Origin of the sequence: Paenibacillus sp. PastM-3, assembly GCF_029893965.1 — a bacterium.
GTDB lineage: Bacteria > Bacillota > Bacilli > Paenibacillales > Paenibacillaceae > Paenibacillus_AQ.
Genome location: NZ_JARXXP010000012.1, coordinates 51,489 through 70,847, shown reverse-complemented (window position 1 = coordinate 70,847; position 19,359 = coordinate 51,489). Strand labels below are relative to the sequence as shown.

Genomic DNA, 19,359 nt, shown 5'->3' with positions numbered 1-19,359 from the left:
GCCGGTGCCCAGCTGGTTTAGGCGCTTAAATTCAGGGTTGCTCGGTCAACGTTACGTTATCAATCACAATCTGATTGCCTGCGCTGATGGCACTGTTAGTCTCCTGGCTGTTGCCGGAAACCAGCCCCATCAGGAACACTAGATGTGCCAGGGTGTCCGTTCCGCCGCTCATGGTGAAGGTGTAGCTGTATTCCTTCATCTCACTGGTCAAGGCGACACTGACGGCAGGCAGATATTTGGTGTAATCCCCGCCTTTATGCTCTACCGCAACTTCAATCAGGCGGTTAATATCGGAGCGGGCCTGAAAGGTCAGCTTGTAGGTTTTGCCCTGTTCCAGCTTCAGGTTCGCATAATCCACCTGTGCACTGTAGCTCGCGTTGCCTGTTCCGGTCAGACTGACAGCCAGTTCTCCGTTCAGCGCCTGGGCAGAGCCGGTTCCGTCAAAATACTGTGTCCAGCCGGCCAGCCCCTTCGCGGCCTCAAAGGTTCCGTTGTCCAAAGTGCCGCTTGCCGGCTCACCCGGTGTGCCGCCAGACACTTCGGTAATCGAAATATCGTCCAGTGACAGGATATGCGCTGTGCTGTTGGCTGTTTTATCCGTGCCTGCAGTGGCACCGATCAGATAGTTCAGCTTCAGCGGGCTGCCGTCTGCCACCGTAAACTGTGCGCTGTAGGTCGCCCAGGTTGCTGTAACATCGAATTTAGCCTGCTGGGAGGCGGCAGAGGTGCCGCTGTATTCTACAATAATCTGCCGCGGCACCGTCGATTTGGCCTTGAAGCTCAGCTCATAGGTTTTGCCGGCCTGCAGCTGGATGCCTTCCTGGAATAACTGGTTAGCCCAGGTCTGGCTGCCGGCTGCATTAATTTCAATATTCGCAGTACCGTCCACTGCACTTAACACAGCCGCTCCGCCTTCACCGGACCACGTATTCCAGCCTGTCGTTCCGCTGGCGAACGAGCCGTTTACCACCAGATTGCTGCCGCCTGCCAGAATCACCTGGGTTACCCCCGCAGGGACATAACCTTCCGCCTCCACCGTAATGGCGTAGCTGCCTTCCGCCGGGAAGGCAGCGGCGTTAATCGTAATGAAGCCGGGCTCAATACTGTACAGCTCCGGGGTTAATGCTGTTCCGTTTACTTTAACCGCCTGAATCTTGCTGCGCCAGGCCGCATTGTCATTATATTGGAGCTGGATTGGCTGTCCGGCACGGTTATTGCTGCTGTCCGCCAGCAGCTCCTGAGGCTTGGCCGGAGCCCCTTTGATCTCAAATTTCACATTATCAATGATGATATCATGTGCGCCCGGAATGCTTACACCGTCCACTTTACCAAGCAGGAATTTCAGCGACAGCGTATCCTTTATGCCCTGACGGAACTCGTATCTGTAATGGGCGCCTTCGGGCGTCACCTCAACGAGCTTCGTGAAGGAAGCTGAATATGCCGCATTCTCTACGTTAACGCCGATCTTGCGGGCAACAGTGGACTTGGCATCGAACTCAATGACATATTCCGCACCGGCTGATGCCTTTAGCCCGTTCTGGAACAGCATCACGGAGTAGTTCTGGCTGCCGGTATTGGTAATGCTGAATTTGGCTGCTCCGTCTGTAACCGCAGCCGTGCTCTGTCCGCCCTGCTCGGTCAGCAGGCGTTCCCAGCTGCTGAAGCCGAAGCCGAAATCCCCGTTCACCAGCGGGTAATACACAAGCGACGGATCGTAATACGTGCTGGTCCGCAGCAGCACGAAATTATCGAGCTGCACGGTGCCTGATGCGCCGCCGAGCCGGAGAACAAACTGGCCTTCCTGGTCGGTAGCTCCGGCTAGCCCCTTGAACTCGGCAGTGATGCTCTGTGCCCCTGCTGCCAGTTGCACTTCCTTGGATGCATACAGCGTACCGTCTTTGCCGAGCAGCTCAATTACGGCTGTCCGTGCGGCAGAGACCTCCGCGTCAAAGGTCAGTTTATAATCCTGGCCGTTCACCAGGAATATCCCTTTCTGCAGCAGTTGCACATCAGCCCCTGCTGCGCCGCTGCCTGTAATCTGCAGCCGCAGATGCCCATCACCGTCCACTGTGCTGCTGACTTCCGCCCCTCCGGATGCGGCCGTGTGCCAGAAGCCCAGGCGGTCGACACCACCGAGGTCAAAGGTACCGTTGTACAGATGGTTGCCGCTGCCCAGCGGTGTTTTGGCACTGTCATGATCGAACGGGATGCTGTCGATCTCCGTAAGCCGGGCATTGCCCAGCCACACCGGAGAGGTATTCGTGCCCAGATTGAATTCAACCCGCGCCGCAATATCGGAATTCTCCTTCATCTGGAACATCGTTTCATAATGGGTCATCGTCCCGGTCAGCTCGGCCTTGAGCCCCGGCGAGTACGCCTGATAGCCGCGCGACTCTCCGCCCGTCAGCCTTACATTGATGCTCCGCTCCGTATCGGTTTTGGCATCGAAGCTGAGCTTGTAGAACCTTCCTTTAGCCAGCGATACAATAGCCTGCGGCTGGATCGAATAGGAATTCCCGCCGGCGCTGCTGATATCCACCTTCAGGAAATTTTGACCGCCGACAGGTTCGAGGGATACATTTGCGGCAGCCCCGGCTTCCTTGTACAGCACCCAGTGCGCTGTGTTCGGAATGCCCATGCCGGCATCCCCTTCCTTCTGCTCGGTGAAGCCGTTGTTATGAATGAAGTTGCCGTCTTCTGTCGGAGCAAGCGAGCCTTCCAGATATGCCTCCTTCGCAATCGTCACCGGCACCGGCTCACGGTACTCCCGCCCGGTCAGCTCATACACACGGACATAATCGACAGACATCGACTGCGGGAATTTTGTCTCCGGAGTGGGATTACCGTCAAAATTGCCGCCTACAGCCAGATTCATCAGGAGATGGAACTCCTGGTTGAACGGTGCCGGATAGGCATTGTTCGCCGGCTGGCCGACACTGATGCTGTACCAGTCATTTTTGGTCTGGAACAATACGCCGTCCACATACCAGCGGATCTCTCCCGGCTCCCATTCAATGGAATAAGTGTGGTAATCGGCAATGGTTCCGTTATCCGGGAATACATATTCTTTGCCGGAATACACGTTATCCGGCCAGAATCCGCCGTAATGAATCGTTCCGGCAACGGTATTTGGCCGGCTGCCCCAGCCCTCCATAATATCAATCTCACCGGAAGCAGCCCAGTTGCCGTACTCGTAATTCTCCGGCAGCATCCAGATCGCCGGCCACATGCCCTTGCCGGTCGGCGCCTTCGCCCGGATCTCGAATTTACCGTATTTCTTGCTGAACAGCCCCTTGGTCTTGATCCGCGAGGAGGTATAATCCTTGCCGCCTACTGACTCCTTGTGTGCGGTAATGACCAGGTTGCCGTCAGTTTCTTTTACATTCTTCTCATCGTCCGTGTACCATTCCAGCTCATTATTGCCCCAGCCGGGATTGCCGACTGCAGTGCCGTCGCCCAGATCATAGGTCCACTTCTCCGGATCAATGGTGCCATCATTGAATTCATCACTCCACACCATCGTCCACAGGTCTGCGGCCGGTGTTGGCGTCGCCGTCGGTGCAGCTGTCGGCTGCGGTGTCGGGGTCGCTGTAGGCGCTGGTGTTGCGGTTGCCGTCGGTGCTGGTGTTGCGGTTGCCGTCGGTGCCGGTGTTGCGGTTGCCGTCGGCGCTTCGGTAGCACCGGGGGAGCCGCTGCTTACCGGTGCCAGAGTAGCCGCCGCAGCCTTCAGCTCGCTGCTGCTGCCTTTGGCAACGGCAATGCCGCCGCTGGTAACGCCATCGGCATTATTCGTTACCTTGCCGAAGCTTCCGCTTCCCTGAATCGCTGTTCCCGAGGCATTAGCGGAGAGCAGCAGCTCCGCTACCCGGGCATTGTCTGCCAGTGTAACCCGGCTTGGAGTCCTTAAATTAAGCTTAGCCAGCTTGCCGGAAAGGCTAAGCACCAGGCCGCCTGTCTTGTCATCCGCCGTGCTGACAGCATTGAATTCTCCTTTCAGGGCTACCGTCTTGGCTCCAGAGCGGAGCTCAATATCCGTGAAGCCTGTTCCGGTCAGACTGCCTTCCTCCAGTGTTGCCCCGGAACCCAGCTGTACAGCCCCAACTGCCGTACTGCCGCTGGCATACAGCCGGATATTGCCTCCCGGCTTGGTCACATCCACCTTACCCAGCTTACTGTTCTGCAGGCTTACGGTATGAGCCCCGCCTCCGCGGATGTAAGTGGTTCCCTTCACCTCTGTCCCGTCCAGTGAAGCATTCCCCTCACCGATACCTTCAGAGAGATAAAGATTTCCTTCAATAACTGTATTCTGCAAAAGAATATCCGAACTGCTTAATAGTACGTTCCCTTGCACAGTTCCCAGATTCACCTCTCCCTGAGAGGTTACCAGTCCTGCAATCATCACGTCAGCAACCCGGGCCAGCTCAGCGCGGGTGATGGCCCCGTCCGGCTTGAACAAGCCCCCCGGATAGCCCTTCAGATAGCCTGCAGCAGTAAGCGCCCCAACTGCTTCGCTCAATTCACTGCCGGCTGCCGGCAGATCTGTATACGCTGGCGGCTGCTTGCCTGCTTCCAGCTTAAAAAGCTTCTGCAGCGCCACAGCCGCCTCGCCGCGGGACAAATTCGCGTACGGATGAATCCGGTTGTCCGCATCAGCACTCAAATATCCGGCGGCAACCGCTTTGGCAATATCACTGGTGAACCAGAGATTGTCGGCCGCATCGGAAGGAAGCGCCCCTGCCTCCGTCTTGTAATTAAACAGGCGGTTAATCATTACTGCGAATTCCGCCTTTGTAATCTGCTTATTCGGCCGGATCGTTCCATCCCCGTATCCGCTCATAACACCGGCCTCACTCCAGCGCTGCAGTGACCGGGCTGCCCAGTGATCCGCCTTCAAATCGGTAAACGCTTTCAAATTGCCGGCTGAGGCAGACTGCTGTATATTGTCTTCCGGTGGGGCGGATGCGGATGCTGCTGACAGGGCTCCGCCTCCCATTGGCGTCAGCAGGCCTGTCGCAAGTACTACGGCAGCGAGCGCTGCCGACACATTCTTTTTCATCCTCTATTCTCCTCCTCGGGTATCGGAATTGCTGATCAAGAATATTCGAAATCGGTTTCGATCCAATCCTAAAAAGGGCCTGCATAAAGCGTTGACTTGCCTGGAGAAGTTGAATAGACTTAACTGTAACTATTTGGAGTACCGGACAAGGCTTGTAATTCAATGAATAACGTCAGCTTGGCCGTTTTCCTGGTCTGGGCCATATCAAGCGGAGGGTCGATAAACATGCAGGTGAATATCAAAAAGATTGCCGAAATGGCTGGAGTTTCCGTATCCACTGTTTCGAAAATAATGAATAATTACAATGATGTTTCCGAAAAAACGAAACAGAGAGTCCTGGAAATCATCGAACAAACCGGATACTCGCCCTCGAATTCCGCCAAAACACTGGCTACCAAGAAATCCAATCTGATCGGTGTTATTTTTGCCGGTGAGCTTAACGTGGAAATTACGCACCCGTTCTTCGTGGAGGTGCTGAACTCCTTCAAGAAGCAGATGGGGGTGCTGGGCTACGATCTGATTTTCTTTTCCAACGAAAAGTTTGTCAGCGGCGGCGATTACTTCTCCCGTTGCGTGCATTTTCATGTGGACGGCTGTGTCATCATCTCCGGGGAGAAAATGGAGCCGGCCATCCGTGACCTGGACATGAGCAGCATCCCCTGCATCGGCGTAGATCTGGAGCTTAAAGGCAAGAAGTCGGGATACGTGATGTCCGACAATTATCAGATCGCTTCCAAGGTTGTGGAGCATCTGTATCTGCTTGGGCACAGAGAGCTGGGCTTCATCGGCAGCACCGGCGATTCCGACATCTCCAACCAGCGGGAAGCCGGGTACATCAAGGCGATTGAAGGCTTTGGCTTATCCCTGAATATGGACTGGTTCATTCACGGCGATGACTTCTTCGAGCCTAGCGGCTATGGGGCGATGCAGCGGCTGATTGAGCAGGGCAGCCTGCCAAAGGCGGTGTTCGCCGCTTCGGATCTGCTTGCTCTCGGAGCCATCCGCGCCCTGAAGGAGCACGGGCTGCGTGTGCCCGAGGATATTGCCGTGGTAGGCTGCGATGATATCGAGGCCTGCAAATACACCACTCCTACGCTGACCACGATCCGTCAGAACAAGGAGCGCCTGGGCGTGCTCGCTGCCCACATGCTGTTCGACCTGATTAACAACCAGTCCGAGGGCGGCTCATTTGTCGTCGAGCCCGCACTGATCGTGCGCGAATCCTGCGGCAGCGGTTTGCGGAGCTGAGGCCGGAGGCCTCGGGCAGCAAGTTGCGGGGCTGACTCCGGGGGCCTCGGGCAGCAAGCTGCGGGGCTGACCCGGTGGCCTCGAGTGGTAAGCTGCGGGGCTGACTCCGGGGGCCTCGAGCGGCAAGCTGCGGGGCTGACTCCGGGGGCCTCGGGCAGCAAGCTGCGGGGCTGACCCGGTGGCCTCGAGCGGCAAGCTGCGGAGCTGACGCCGGGGGCCTCGAGCGGCAAGCTGCGGAGCTGACGCCGGGGGCCTCGGGCAGCAAGCTGCGGGGCTGACCCGGTGGCCTCGAGCGGCAAGCTGCGGAGCTGACGCCGGGGGCCTCGGGCAGCAAGCTGCGGGGCTGACCCGGTGGCCTCGAGCGGCAAGCTGCGGGGCTAAGGCCGGCGACTCTGGGCAGCATCACTGCCAGCACCGGCATTCCCCCGCTTAGCGGGGGAATTCGCTCTTACAGCCTCTTCTCCGCATGTACTGATCGAACTAAGTGGAAATTGTACACTTAATTCTAATGAATGAACCTGAAACAGCAATTTAGTTGGAAAAACTCCCCTTAATTGTTCCAAATTCACCGTTTGCGGGCAGAATGGGCCGAAATAGGTGTGCTTTTTCCAACTAATGATCTCAGAAGATGAAAAACAGCAAATTTAGGTGGCGAAATTCCAACTAATCCTTGAATGAAATCACACACCCGGCTCAAAGACTATATTCAGAAATCCCCTGCTGACCTCTACTCCCCAATCCCCGTTAGAGTCTGAGTTTAAGCTCTTACCTTTACCTTTACCTTTACCTTTACCTTTACATTTGCTTTTTCTCAGGTTATCACCAAGATCATTGCGCAGGCCTTGACTCCCCCCTTATTCCTGCCGCAGCCGGCAAACTCCGAATCCTTTCGAGCTTTGAGCCAGCACAAATACCGAAAATGGTTACGTTCTACAACAGGATCACACGTGAAAACGAAAACGCTTTCGATAATATAATCTCTCATTTTATGGAGGCATACAAGGCGTGGATTTTCTGGTTTCGGGTACGATTTTTCGGTTATGCCGCTGAAAAAAGAGGGAGGAAGCCGCATAAGCATAATGGCTGGAGCATAGGGAAAAGGAGCTTGGAGCTGTGCTTGATGCTTGATGCTTGATGCTTGATGCTTGGTGCTTGGTGCTTGGTGCTTGGTGCTTGGTGCTTGGTGCTTGGAGCTGTGCTTGATGCTTGATGCTTGATGCTTGGTGCTCGGTGCTTAGTGCTTGGTGCTTGGAGCTGTGCTTGATGCTTGATGCTTGGTGCTCGGTGCTTAGTGCTTGGTGCTTGGAGCTTGGAGCTGTGCTTGATGCTTGATGCTCGGTGCTCGGTGCTTAGTGCTTGATGCTTGGAGCTTGGTGCTTGGTGCTTGGTGCTTGGTGCTTGGTGCTTGGTACTTGGAGTTTGGTGCTTGGTGCTCGGAGCTCGGTGCTTGGAGTTTGGAGCTGTGCTCGGTACTTGGTGCTTGTGCTTGGAGCCCGCAGCGCGAAACACAACACGCGGCTTCTAAACAACCGGAGAGCAAGCTTAAAAGGCCAGCCGCCCCATGCAAGAGGTCAGCCAGCCTTATATCACGTGAATAACCATCTGTTTAGCTTATAAAACATCAGGCGGAGCCACCTGTTCGTCCAGCTGAAGTTCAGTCAGAACTCCGGCATGCGCCAGCCCGGCGCCGAAGCCGTAGAGCAGAACCCGCTGTCCGCTGTGTACCTTTCCCTCACGGATACCGAGGTCGAGCGCCAGCGGGATGCTGGCTGCAGAGGTATTGCCGAAATACTCCAGGCTGTACAGAGCTTGGGACAGCGGGTAGTTCAGCCGCTCACAGACCGGCTCAATCATCCGCAGATTGGCACTGTGCGGAATGAACCAGTCCACCTGCTCAAGCGTTGCACCGGCATTCTCCAGTACCCGCTGCACGCCCTGCGGTACCGTCCGGACTGCCCATTTGAATACTTCCCGCCCGTTTTGCACCAGCTTGCCTGAATCTCCAAGCTCCACACCGTTAACCGTATGTGACAATCCGGTAAGGTAGACATGATGTGCCCCTCCGCCGTCACTGCCGAGATGATAGCCGAGGAAACGGTCCTGCTGCTCATCTGTTTCCACCAGCACCGCCCCGGCTCCGTCACCGAACAGGATGCAGGTGCTGCGGTCCGTGTAATCGGTAATTTTGGAAAGTGCATCTGCTCCGACAACCAGAACTTTACGGTGCAGGCCCGACGCTACATAGGCGTGGGCAGTATGGAGCGCATATACAAATCCGGCGCAGGCTGCGCTCAGATCCACCGCTCCGGCCGTCAGCGGAATACCCAGCTTGTGCTGGATTATCGAAGCTACCGAGGGAAAAGAAAAATCCGCCGTGCTGGTAGCCACAAGCACCATATCAATATCGGCTGCAGATTTTCCGTAACGGGTCAGCAGATTCAAGGCAGCGGCTATGCACAGATCACTGGTGTACTCATCCTCACGGCTGATTCTGCGCTCACGGATCCCCGTACGCTGCACGATCCACTCATCATTTGTATCGACCAATTGCTCCAGATCGCTGTTAGTCAGTCTGCGGGCCGGGACATAAGAACCAATGGCTGTAATTTTGGCACCCTTCATTTTCTGATCACCTCATATTTCATTTTGTTCAACGCCATTTGCAAATAAATATTTTATTATAGTATCTGGTATTAGTACTTGGTACTAATTATATGCGAATAAATCCGATAATGCAAAGGAATAGTATTCCTCTATAATCTATAAGAGGAAATGTCGGGCTTTGAGATTAGATTGGCTTTATTTCCGGAAAACATGCGGATATAAGGCTGGTATAGCTTATATTTACCCATTCTTTGCATCTTATCTTCCACCTATTCTACACTTAGCTACAACCTCTTCATTTGCACCCGCCTGTATCCTGAACTCCCTGTCCGCCATATGCGCCATACGTCTTCCCGCCCCTCCAGCTTTCTTCTCCAGCAAAAAGAACCATGACCGCCTTGGCGGTCACAGTCCCTGTAATCCTCTTTTATGCTCCTGAAAAATAATCAGCTCAACCCCGCTAAGACGTTTATATCTCCGCTGGTACAACTTCAACCTGCTCGACCAGCTTTTCAGGCTTGGCCGTGTTCCGGGAACGGCAGTTCAGGATCTCTACGTCCTCACCATTTTCAATATAAAAAGCAGGTCCTTCGTGATTCGCAACCGTCACCTGCTGAAACCTCACATCCCGTACATTGCCAAGGAAAAAACCGCGCTTGTTCATATCCGCAAGCCCTGCCATCATATCCGGCTGCCCCGGCACAGCCTCCTCTGCCATAGAGATATCAACATCGGTAAAACTAATGTCCGAGACATACTGCTCGGCCAGACCATACAGGAATCCTGCGGCGGCATGAACCTTGCGGGCGGTGATATTGGCAAAATGGATCCGCCGGAAGCAAGGCGTCTCCGCTGTCACCGGATAAGGCTGTTTGTCCCAGACGTATTTCTCTTTGCCCCTTGGCCCGCAGAAATAGTACAGGTTCATCGTAAACGGGCAGATCACGCCCTCCATTACGATATTGCTGACCCGGATATCCTCAATGATTCCGCCGCGCCCGCGCCGTGATTTCATGCGGATACCGCGGTCGGTCTCCTTAAACACACAGTTGCTGATCGTTACATTGCGGATATCTCCGCTCATCTCACTGCCCAGCACGACCGCTCCATGCCCGTGCACCATAGTGCAGTTTGTTATGGAGATATTCTCACAGGGGATACGCTCCGCTGTATCCTCAGTCCCTGCCTTGATGGCTATGCAATCATCGCCTACATCAATATGGCAGTTGCTGATCCGTACCCCGGAGCAGGACTCCGGGTTAATCCCGTCCGTATTAGGCGAATCCGCCGGATTCAGAATGTAGACATTGTCGATCGTCACATTGCTGCAGACAATCGGATTCACCGTCCAGCTCGGCGAATTGAGCAGGGTTACATCCTTCACCGTAACCCGGCGGCAGCGGTTCAGGCCGATCAGTGTCGGACGCGGGTACTCCAGCTCCTCCGGCTGCTCCCGGTGCTTCCTCCACCAGGGAGCCCCATTCCCCTGCAATGTCCCGCTTCCGGTAATGGACACATTCACTGCATCCTCCGCATAAATGCAGGGGGAATGCACCTGTCGTCCCACGCCTTCCCAGCGGGCTTCCACCGCCGGGTAGTCTGCCGGATCGGTGCTGAAGCTCAGCACCGATCCGGGACTCAGGTGTAGCTCAATGTTGCTGCCAAGCCGCACCGATCCGGTATGGAAGGTACCTGCCGGAACGTAGACCGTTCCGCCTCCCTCCCGGCTTGCGGCTGCAACCGCAGCCGCAATAGCCTCAGTCACCGCCGTGCCGCTGTCCCGCCGCGCTCCAAATTCCTCAATATTATACAACTTCTATCTCCCCCTTCCTTAATTCGCAAAACTGATGCCCGATTTGTAATATTAATATCACTATTAAAGCTCTGGCAGAAAATCCAAAGAATATTTGGACTTCCGGCCGCTGTTAATTGCTGTTACTTTTCAACTCATACCACTGCTCGCAAGGGAATTCAGTGAACTGTCAATAGCGTCATTCCTGCACTTCCTGCCAATAGCAGCTTACTCCGTGCCGCCAGCCGCCACTTCCTGCATCTGGTACAAAGACTCCATCTCCACACAGGCCATCACCAGCGCCCCAACGCCGTGAAGGTCATTGCTTACTTTCGGACGGGTCACGTAATTCTCGTAATCCCCTGCCGAGGTACCAATACAGATGTCCGGCAGAATCAGCCGCCCCTGTTCATCCTCCTGCAGTACCTCAATCAGGCCTTCGTACCCTTTGTGGGCAGCAGCAACAGCCCCGGCCTCGTCAAGAGCCAGCCCGAGCTTTACCGTCTTGGCAATGGTATACACGAACAGGCATGAACCCGAGGTCTCCAGCCAGTTGTCGGGCTCATCTCCTTTGTCAACAACCTGATACCAGAGTCCGCTTTCCTTGTCCTGATAACGGATCAGCGCCTGCACGAATTCGCCGAGCGCAGCAGCGAGCTCCGCCCGCCCCGGCTCCTCCTCAGGCAGCAGCATAAGAAACTGTGACAGCGCCAGCCCGTACCAGCCGAGTGAGCGGCTCCAGAACTCCGGGGAGCAGCCCGTTTGCGGATTGGCCCAAGGCATATTCCTGCTCTCATCCCAGGCGTGATAAAGCAGGCCTGTTGCTTCATCCTTCATATATTTGCGCATCAGCCGCTCCTGGTGCAGCACCGTCTGGCGCAGCTCCGGCTCACCGTAGGCATCGGCATACTTCAGCGAGAACACTCCGGCCATATACAGGCCGTCAAGCCACATCTGATAAGGATATTTGTCCTTATGCCAATACCCGCCCTCAGCCGTCCGGTTCACGGTCCGCAGCAGATTACGCAGTTTGTCTGCGGCCGTCTTATATTTCTCAAGACCGGTCCGCTCATGCAGCGTGAACAGCAGCAGCCCCGCCTGAACCGCATCCAGCTCGTCACGGGCAAAATAAAGATTGCCGTGCTCATCCACCAGATCATCCACATACTCCTGAATATAGGTCAGGTAACGCCCGTCGCCTGAAGCAGACCACAGCAGCTCCATTCCGCACAGGAATACGCCCTGATGGTAATGCCAGCGGTGGGCGGGGGGAAGCTCTCCCGCCTGGTAAGTATCCATTAATGAATCGCAGGCCTTGCGGGCCCATTCTATCGGTGTTGCCGGCAGACTGCCTATCATCCTTCATACCCCTTCCAACATTAGTATCCCTTCCGAATGTCTGAGAAGCCTTATCCTTTCATGGAACCGAGCATAGCCCCCTTGGCAAAATGCTTCTGCAGGAACGGATACACCATCAGAATCGGCAGTGTTGCTACTACGATAACCGCCATTTTGATTGACTGGTCCGGCGGCGGAACAGCCGCATCCAGTGTGGAGCTGTGATCCATCCCGCTGGCCAGGACAACGATCTGCCGCAGCAGGACCTGAATCGGCCATTTGGCGCTGTCATCCAGATACAGAATCGCACTCATGTAAGTGTTCCAGTAAGTCACCGCGTAGAACAGGGAAATCGTTGCAATCGCCGGCATCGACAGCGGGAGCACGATCCGGAACAGGATGCCGAAGTCGTTGCAGCCGTCGATTTTGGCGGATTCCTCAAGGCCTTCGGGGATGTTCTGGAAAAAGTTTTTGAGAATAATCATATTGAACGCACTGATCGCCGACGGCAAAATAAGCGCCGCATAGGAATCGATCAGCCCCAGCTCTTTTACCACCAGGAACGTCGGAATCATGCCGCCATGGAACAGCATCGTGAAGACAACCAGGAAGTTAACCACATTGCGTCCGTCGAGATCTTTTCTGGACAGGCCATAGGCCATCAGCGCCGTGATAAACATACTGAACAGCGTTCCAATCAGCGTAACGCCGATCGAGACACCCATTGCTTTGAAGATCGTATCCGTGGAAAAAATAAATTTATAAGCCTCCAGACTCCACACCTTCGGAATCAGCACAAACTTGCTCGCCGCAATCTCTGCACTTGTCGTAAAAGAACCCGCGACCACATGCACAAACGGCAGCACGGTAATGAGCGCAATCAGCGCCAGCAGCGTAAAGTTAACAGCGGCAAACACTCTGCCGCCCAGCGATCTGTCCTCTACCATCTTCTATTCCTCCCGCAGTCTCTCAATTCGCTTAATAAACGCCTTCTTCGCCCATTTTCTTGGACAATTTGTTAACGGACATAACCATGATAAGCCCGATAATCGACTTGAAGAATCCGATAGCCGTACTGTAACTGAACTGGCCTTGTCTTAGTCCTGCAGTATAGACATACGTATCGATAATTTCCGCAACATTCCGGTTCATGGAGTTCAGCATCAGATAGACATGCTCGAAGCCCAAATCCAGCACGGAACCAATTTTCAGAATCAGCAGGGTAATGATAACGCTCCGGATCGCCGGAAGTGTGATATGCCAGATCTGCCGCATCCGTCCCGCTCCATCCATGCGCGCAGCTTCATACAGACCGGGGTCAATAGCAGCGATCGAAGCCAGATAGATAATCGTGCCCCAGCCCGCTTCTCTCCAGATAATCTGGATGATGTACATCGGCCGGAACCAGCCCGGATTCAGCAGGAAATTCACCTGCTCGAAGCCGAAATAACTGAGCAGCTCGTTAATAATCCCGCCGTCCATCGTAACCATAACGTAGGTAATCGAGACAATAATAACCCATGACATGAAGTGGGGCAGATAGACCAGCGTCTGAAACAATCTTTTGAAAAAGCTGCCTCTAAGCTCATTCAGCATCAGAGCCAATATAATCGGTACCGGAAAATAAAACAGAATATTCATGCCGAACAATATGAGGGTGTTGCCGAGAATGTTCAGGAAGTCCGGCTCGGTGAACAGGCGCTTGAAATGCTCCATGCCTACCCATTCACTGCCCGTAATTCCCTGGTAAGGCTTATAATCCTGAAAGGAAATAATCAGGCCGTACATCGGCAAATATTTAAAAAGAACGAAAAACAATATACCCGGTATAAGCATGACGTACAGATATTTGTTTCTCCACAGCCGCTTTTTAAGCTCACTGCTGCTCTTGTATCTTTTGGGCTTCAGCTTGGAGACTGTACCAGGCTGAGCGGTGACATCCTGCATAGTTCTCTCCCTTTCTGTTTCCTGATTCCGCATCTGACTGCGGGTTTGTGTGCGTATAAAAGAAGGCTGCCGAAGCGGCTCGGCTTCGCCAGCCTTCTGTATCCGGTGTTACCTAAGCAGGGCGCTATTCAGGAGCTCCGCTTATTTTTTATAGACTGCGTTGTATTCTTCGATAATGGCTGATCCGCCGCGGCTCTTCCACGCTTCTACTTCTTTTTCAAAACCGGCTTTATCCAGCTGGCCATAAATATAGTTGTACGTGGCATCTGTAATAATCTGCTGCAGCTCTACGCCCTTCGACGTGTAGGTAGCAGAATCCAGGGCTGCAGTCGGATCAGCGACGCCTACCTTCACATTTTCAAGAATCAGCTCTTCCGCATGAATACGGCCAGGCAGCACGTTATAGCTCTGATACATGCCGTTGGTTTCGGACTCACCGATTACACTGTCCTTGTAGCCTTTAACTTCGCGTTCGATCAGCTCTTTGTCGTCAGTCGGTTTAGCCTTGCCGTCTACAACGGTATAGTGTTTGCCTTCAATGCCCCAGTACATAAGGTTCGATACTTCAGGGGTCATCATCTTATCGAAGAAGGCGAGAATGCTCTTCAGCTCGGCTTCGTCCTTAACCGCAGATTTCGGGAACAGCACGACGTTGTTGTAGCCTGGAATCATCCACTGGGCGAACTTTCCGTCCGGTCCGGCAACCATACTATGTGTATCAAGCACGGCATCCGGGAAGTTTTTGATCAGGTCCTTGTTCAGGGTATCGATGTCCTGCATCGAGCCGCCGATGTACAGCCCGGCTTTGCCGCTGACGAACATGTTTACGGCATCCGTTTTACTTGTAGCTGCAAAGTCTTTGTTCATGTAGCCGCCGTCACGCAGCTTTTTGAAGAAGTCCATCGTATCGATGTATTGCGGGAAGGTGAAATCCGGTGCCAGCTGGCCGTCCTTCTCCCCCCAGGTGTTCGGTGTGCCGAACCAGGCGGAGACGGTTTTGAACGCCCCGTATACCAGCTCGTTGCGGTCCACGATTCCGATGGTGTCTTTTTTACCGTTGCCGTCAGGATCCTTCTCGGTAAAAGCCTGCGCCATCGCGAACAGCTCATCCACGTTAGCCGGAGCCTGCAGCCCGAGCTTATCCGCCCAGTCCTTGCGGTAGATGATACCCTGGCGGGCCAGCGGACGTCCGATGTACAGGGAGTAGAGCTTGCCGTCTACCTTCGTATTGTTCAGGATTTCCGGCTTCAGCTTGTTGAGGTTCGGGAATTCGCTTAAGTAAGGCCCGATCTCCCAGAACTGTCCGTCCTTGATCGCTTCTCTCATCTGTACGAACGTGGTCTGATTCTTCAGGTACGTTACCTGAGGCAGCGAGCCGGTGGCAAAGGAGGAATTCAGCTTCTCTTCATACGTATCCGCCGGGAAGAACTGATAGGTCAGCTTGGTATTGGTCAGCTTCTCCAGCTCTGTCTTGATCGTATCCGGCGGGGTTTCCGCTGTATTCAGCGGCAGCATGATTTTGATTTCTGTCGGCTTCTCCGGCTCTGGTGCCGGTTCTGTAGTTGCGGTTGTGGTTGTGTTCCCGCCGCTCGTGCCTGGATCTTTAGTAGCCGCCGCTTCATTTCCGCTGTTGTTGCCGCACGCTGCCGTCAGCATACTGAATGTCAGCAGTGAGCTGAGAAGCAGGGTGAAGGATTTTTTTGTCATACCTTTTTGACCTCCGTTTGGCTTGTAATTGGTTACATGCCACACTCTACAGCCCCGGCCAGGTTACGAAAACAATCATTTACTCATTATGGGGGCTTTGGGACGGGAGTCTGGGGAAATGATTATCGGGTGATGGGGCGGATAAGGTTTTTTTTAAAAGCTATTGGGTGGCGGTATTCGCTGCTGCGGGGAATGTTTGGACTTCCGGCCGCTGTTAGGTTTGGATTTCCTCATTTAAACCGCTCTTCGCGGTAGAAATCCGCAGACAGCATATGCTTCCGATGCTAGCTTTCCTACAGAAAGCTTTTAGGCGGACGCTAACGCTCCTACAGTTCCAAACTTCCCCTCCGCTGCTCCCGCCTGCCCGGAAGCTTCCTTTCACCTTATCCGGGTGAAAGGGGGCAGAGCAGGCCCGCCGCTTGGATTTGCGGCGGGGAAATGCTGTGGGCGGGGCGATGATGCCAAGACAAAGAATAGAAGAGCACGAAAGCAAGTTTGTTTAACTGATCTGCGGCAATAGTTGTGCGATATACAGTTACGTAGTGCGAGGACTAGGTTTGCTGCTCTATAAGTGTGTTGAACACACTAATCCTTTGGCTATTGATCCATTAGCGCCCTGGTGCTGCTCAGAGTATGAGCCAATGTGACTGTGACATCTCGTACCCCCGACGCTCGCACTCACTCAACCATTCTTACGGACTCAGATGACGTTAATTCCGGGATTTCGGGCTCTCGCAGAGTTTAACGGACTCCAGAGGCGTTATCTGCTGCCGAATCACCCATATTGCTGCTTTTCAGCATGAATAGCGTCATCTGAGTCCGTTAGAAACCCAAATCGTGCGCAGAGCACCGGATAACGTCTCCTGAGTCCGTTTAGAATTTAGCGAAGCTCCCAGGAACAGAGCCTGATGCTTCCATAATAGTCTCCCGCTCCATTAGCCCACTCGTAACGCTCTAAATAATCAACAGCGCAGGCGCGCCCATGTCAGCCTTTCAGATCCTTGGCATCCGCCCTGCCAAAACACACAGCATTTGCGGCGGAGAAATGCTGCGGGCGGGGCGATGAGGCTAAGACAAAAAATAGAAGAGCACGAAAGCAAGTTTGTTCCCTGCCCTCAAAACCAAAAAAAGCAGAACAAGGCCACTCCCATAAAGGGAGCACCCTCGCTCTGCTAATCTTTAATGTTACTTACCGGCCCCATACTTCTGCGCATTTCCCACAAGAAGAATGGGGCCCAGCCGAATTTCAAAATCAATATGTGTTATATATTGACTCGCCTAATCTCAGCCCAGCTGCATCGTAGTCACACACGTATCATTTTGCTCAAAGGTAGAAATTTCCGACACTGCCTTTTTGCCGTCCTGTTCGATCGTTACATTATAAGTCTTGTCCCGCGGCAGCCATAAATCAATGAAGCCGTTAGGCTGGGATTGAATGGTCTGCTTGTCCAACACCTGATTGCCCTCGGCATCCTGGACCGATACGCTGAAATCCTGTTCCGGCATTTCCCCCTGGCAGCCAGTCAGGCTATGAGTGGCACACGGATGCGTCTTGGTTACATAAGGTGCAATAGAGACAAAAAACTCGTCCTCCGGCAGGCTGTAGCTGGCGGACTTGCCGTCTGTTTCTTTGACGATCAGCTGCGTCGATGATATGGACGCTGATTCAGCGCTCAGACTGCGGCTGCTGTAATCCTGCACCATCTGTTTAAGAGCTGCTGTATCGATTGCTGCGTCCGGATTTGCACCTTCGCGGCTGCTATTTTCCGCGAAGATGTAAGCCCCTGCCGCGATGACTACTGCTAATCCGGCAGTCAGCAAGACTGTTTTTTTCATGGATTCATCATCCTCCTGTCTCTACTATTATAGTCCAGCCAAGGTACCTGCAAACTAGACGAATCCATGACAAATTAGCCTATGCCGTCTGATTCGGGCAACCTTATTTGCTGCTCGCCGCCGCCCTGGCCTGAGCCTCTGCATATTCCTCCATAATCAGGCTGCCGCCGCTCGATTTCCATCTCTCCACTTCTGCATTAAACTCTGCCGCATTTATATTTCCGATAATATAATTGTAGGTGGCATCGGTAATAATCGTAGACAGCTCGACGTTTTTCTCGTCATAGGCTGGGGAGCTGAGCGTCAATGTCGGATCATCCACTACAAATTGCTCATTGTCACGGCTTAGTTGCTCGGCCAGGGCGGTCAGCTGCTCTTTTTGCGCGACCTCGAGAACGTTCTTGTTACTGATATCAGCGATCATCAGGGAATAGAGCGGATTGACCTCATTGACCCGCAGCTGCGAGGTTTCCTCAGGCAGAATGACTTTGCCGTTCTCCAGCTTGTAATGGCGGCCTTCAATTCCGTACATCATCAGATTGGCCACATCCTTATCCATACTCCGGTCAAAAAAGCGCAGCACCTCCTTCAGCTCATCCCCGGTCGCTATCGCCTTTTTGGAGAACAGATACAGCCCGTTGTAGTTGGGAATGGACCATACCCTGTACCCGTCCGGGCCCTTGATCCGGTTAATCAGCGTAAGCTCAGCCTCCGGATTGATCGCCTTCGCTTCAATCGAGAGCCGCTGCACATCCGTCATACTGCCGATGAAGATCCCGGCGGTGCCGCGGATAAATTTGTCGCGCTGTACCTCCTTGCTGGTCAGGGCGAAATCCTGGTTAATTATTTTTTCTACATATAACTTATGCATGAAATTCATCGTGTCCATATATTCAGGCGTGGCAAACTCCGGAATGAACTGACCGTTCTCCAGCTTCCAGTTGTTTGGTGTACCGAAGTAGGAGCTTAGTGTTTTGAAGACGCCATAGACGAGGTCATTGCGGTCCACCAGCCCGATCGTATCCTGCTTGCCGTTGCCATCGGGATCGTTGTAGGTGAACTGCTTCATCACTTCATACAGCTCATCCAGCGTCTGCGGTTTGTCCAGCTGCAGCCGGTCCAGCCAATCCTGGCGGATAATGATCCCTTGTCTTGACGAAGGGCGCTCCGTATACAGGCCGTAAATTTTGCCGTCTACCGCAGTCTGGCTGAGAATGGCCGGGTCCAGCTGCTTCAGATTCGGGAATTCCGCAAGATAAGGGCCGATCTCCCAGAAGGCATCGGAGCGGACCGCATTTTTGACCAGATTATAGTCGGTAAATTTGACAAAGGTAACCTTGCCGAGCGAATTGGTTGTCAGAGCCGTGTTCATTTTATCGGTGTAGACACCCTCAGGTACCCAGGTAATCGCAAGCTTCACACCCGTCAGCCGCTCAATCTCACTCACAATTTCTTTGGACGGCTGTGACGGAAAATGCAGCGGGGCCAGAATGGAGATCAGCGGCAGAGCCTCCCCCGTTTCCGGCCGGACCGGATTTGCATCACTGCATGCACTTAACCATATTGCCGGGAGCAAGACAAACAGACAGCAATACCGGATAGCTTTTCCCCGTACGAGTCTTCCGAACATTCCCGCATCCTCCTAAACAGACTTTATAGTGTAGTTCAACATGTAATCGCTTTCTTAATTATAACCCGGACAATCTCCGGCCCGGTAATTTAAGATAAAATCATAATAATCATAAGTTATGTATGGTTTAATATAACTGCTAATTATTGAATAATCTTCAAACAGCAGTCATTATTAGAGAAAATGATTATTGCGGCACCA

At 53.5% G+C, this 19,359-nt stretch carries 10 protein-coding genes; 1 reads left to right on the top strand and 9 read right to left on the bottom strand.

Going from position 1 to position 19,359, the window contains the following annotated elements; all coding sequences use genetic code 11:
- Positions 1 to 31 precede the first annotated feature (31 nt).
- Positions 32 to 5,056, bottom strand: coding sequence for a carbohydrate binding domain-containing protein (locus tag M2108_RS17540; protein WP_277470714.1), 5,025 nt, complete (start codon positions 5,054 to 5,056; stop codon positions 32 to 34).
- A 231-nt stretch (positions 5,057 to 5,287) separates the two neighbouring features.
- On the opposite strand from M2108_RS17540, the gene M2108_RS17535 reads away from it, so the two are divergent.
- Entirely contained in the window at positions 5,288 to 6,304 is a 1,017-nt protein-coding gene (locus M2108_RS17535; RefSeq protein ID WP_277470763.1) for a LacI family DNA-binding transcriptional regulator, read from the top strand.
- A 1,611-nt stretch (positions 6,305 to 7,915) separates the two neighbouring features.
- Here M2108_RS17535 and M2108_RS17530 read toward each other — a convergent pair.
- From M2108_RS17530 to M2108_RS17495, 8 genes are all read right to left on the bottom strand, one after another.
- Positions 7,916 to 8,926 (bottom strand): ketoacyl-ACP synthase III, encoded by a 1,011-nt coding sequence (locus tag M2108_RS17530; protein WP_277470715.1) that lies wholly within the window; start codon positions 8,924 to 8,926, stop codon positions 7,916 to 7,918.
- A 451-nt stretch (positions 8,927 to 9,377) separates the two neighbouring features.
- A complete protein-coding gene (locus M2108_RS17525; RefSeq protein WP_277470716.1) occupies positions 9,378 to 10,721 on the bottom strand; it encodes a glycoside hydrolase family 28 protein in 1,344 nt (447 codons plus the stop codon).
- Between the two features lie 207 nt (positions 10,722 to 10,928).
- A complete protein-coding gene (locus M2108_RS17520; RefSeq protein ID WP_277470717.1) occupies positions 10,929 to 12,059 on the bottom strand; it encodes a glycoside hydrolase family 88/105 protein in 1,131 nt (376 codons plus the stop codon).
- Positions 12,060 to 12,109: 50 nt separating this feature from the next.
- Entirely contained in the window at positions 12,110 to 12,985 is an 876-nt protein-coding gene (locus M2108_RS17515; protein ID WP_277470718.1) for a carbohydrate ABC transporter permease, read from the bottom strand.
- 31 nt (positions 12,986 to 13,016) lie between these two features.
- The gene (locus tag M2108_RS17510; protein WP_277470719.1) at positions 13,017 to 13,985 is read right to left on the bottom strand and encodes an ABC transporter permease; all 969 of its coding nucleotides are present in this window, start codon (positions 13,983 to 13,985) and stop codon (positions 13,017 to 13,019) included.
- 141 nt (positions 13,986 to 14,126) lie between these two features.
- Positions 14,127 to 15,692, bottom strand: a complete 1,566-nt coding sequence (locus tag M2108_RS17505; protein WP_277470720.1) for an extracellular solute-binding protein — start codon at positions 15,690 to 15,692, stop codon at positions 14,127 to 14,129.
- 1,284 nt (positions 15,693 to 16,976) lie between these two features.
- Entirely contained in the window at positions 16,977 to 17,528 is a 552-nt protein-coding gene (locus tag M2108_RS17500) for a CueP family metal-binding protein (protein WP_277470721.1), read from the bottom strand.
- 103 nt (positions 17,529 to 17,631) lie between these two features.
- Positions 17,632 to 19,158: an extracellular solute-binding protein gene (locus M2108_RS17495; protein ID WP_277470722.1), complete on the bottom strand. Its 1,527-nt coding sequence runs from the start codon at positions 19,156 to 19,158 to the stop codon at positions 17,632 to 17,634.
- Between the last annotated feature and the right edge of the window lie 201 nt (positions 19,159 to 19,359).

What these genes read in the sequence shown, in the direction of transcription:
- M2108_RS17500 (WP_277470721.1), bottom strand. Translation starts at nt 17,528, where the DNA reads ATGAAAAAAACAGTCTTGCTGACTGCCGGATTAGCAGTAGTCATCGCG.
- M2108_RS17495 (WP_277470722.1), bottom strand. Translation starts at nt 19,158, where the DNA reads ATGTTCGGAAGACTCGTACGGGGAAAAGCTATCCGGTATTGCTGTCTG.
- M2108_RS17530 (WP_277470715.1), bottom strand. Translation starts at nt 8,926, where the DNA reads ATGAAGGGTGCCAAAATTACAGCCATTGGTTCTTATGTCCCGGCCCGC.
- M2108_RS17510 (WP_277470719.1), bottom strand. Translation starts at nt 13,985, where the DNA reads ATGCAGGATGTCACCGCTCAGCCTGGTACAGTCTCCAAGCTGAAGCCC.
- M2108_RS17515 (WP_277470718.1), bottom strand. Translation starts at nt 12,985, where the DNA reads ATGGTAGAGGACAGATCGCTGGGCGGCAGAGTGTTTGCCGCTGTTAAC.
- M2108_RS17540 (WP_277470714.1), bottom strand. Translation starts at nt 5,056, where the DNA reads ATGAAAAAGAATGTGTCGGCAGCGCTCGCTGCCGTAGTACTTGCGACA.
- M2108_RS17505 (WP_277470720.1), bottom strand. Translation starts at nt 15,692, where the DNA reads ATGACAAAAAAATCCTTCACCCTGCTTCTCAGCTCACTGCTGACATTC.
- M2108_RS17520 (WP_277470717.1), bottom strand. Translation starts at nt 12,059, where the DNA reads ATGATAGGCAGTCTGCCGGCAACACCGATAGAATGGGCCCGCAAGGCC.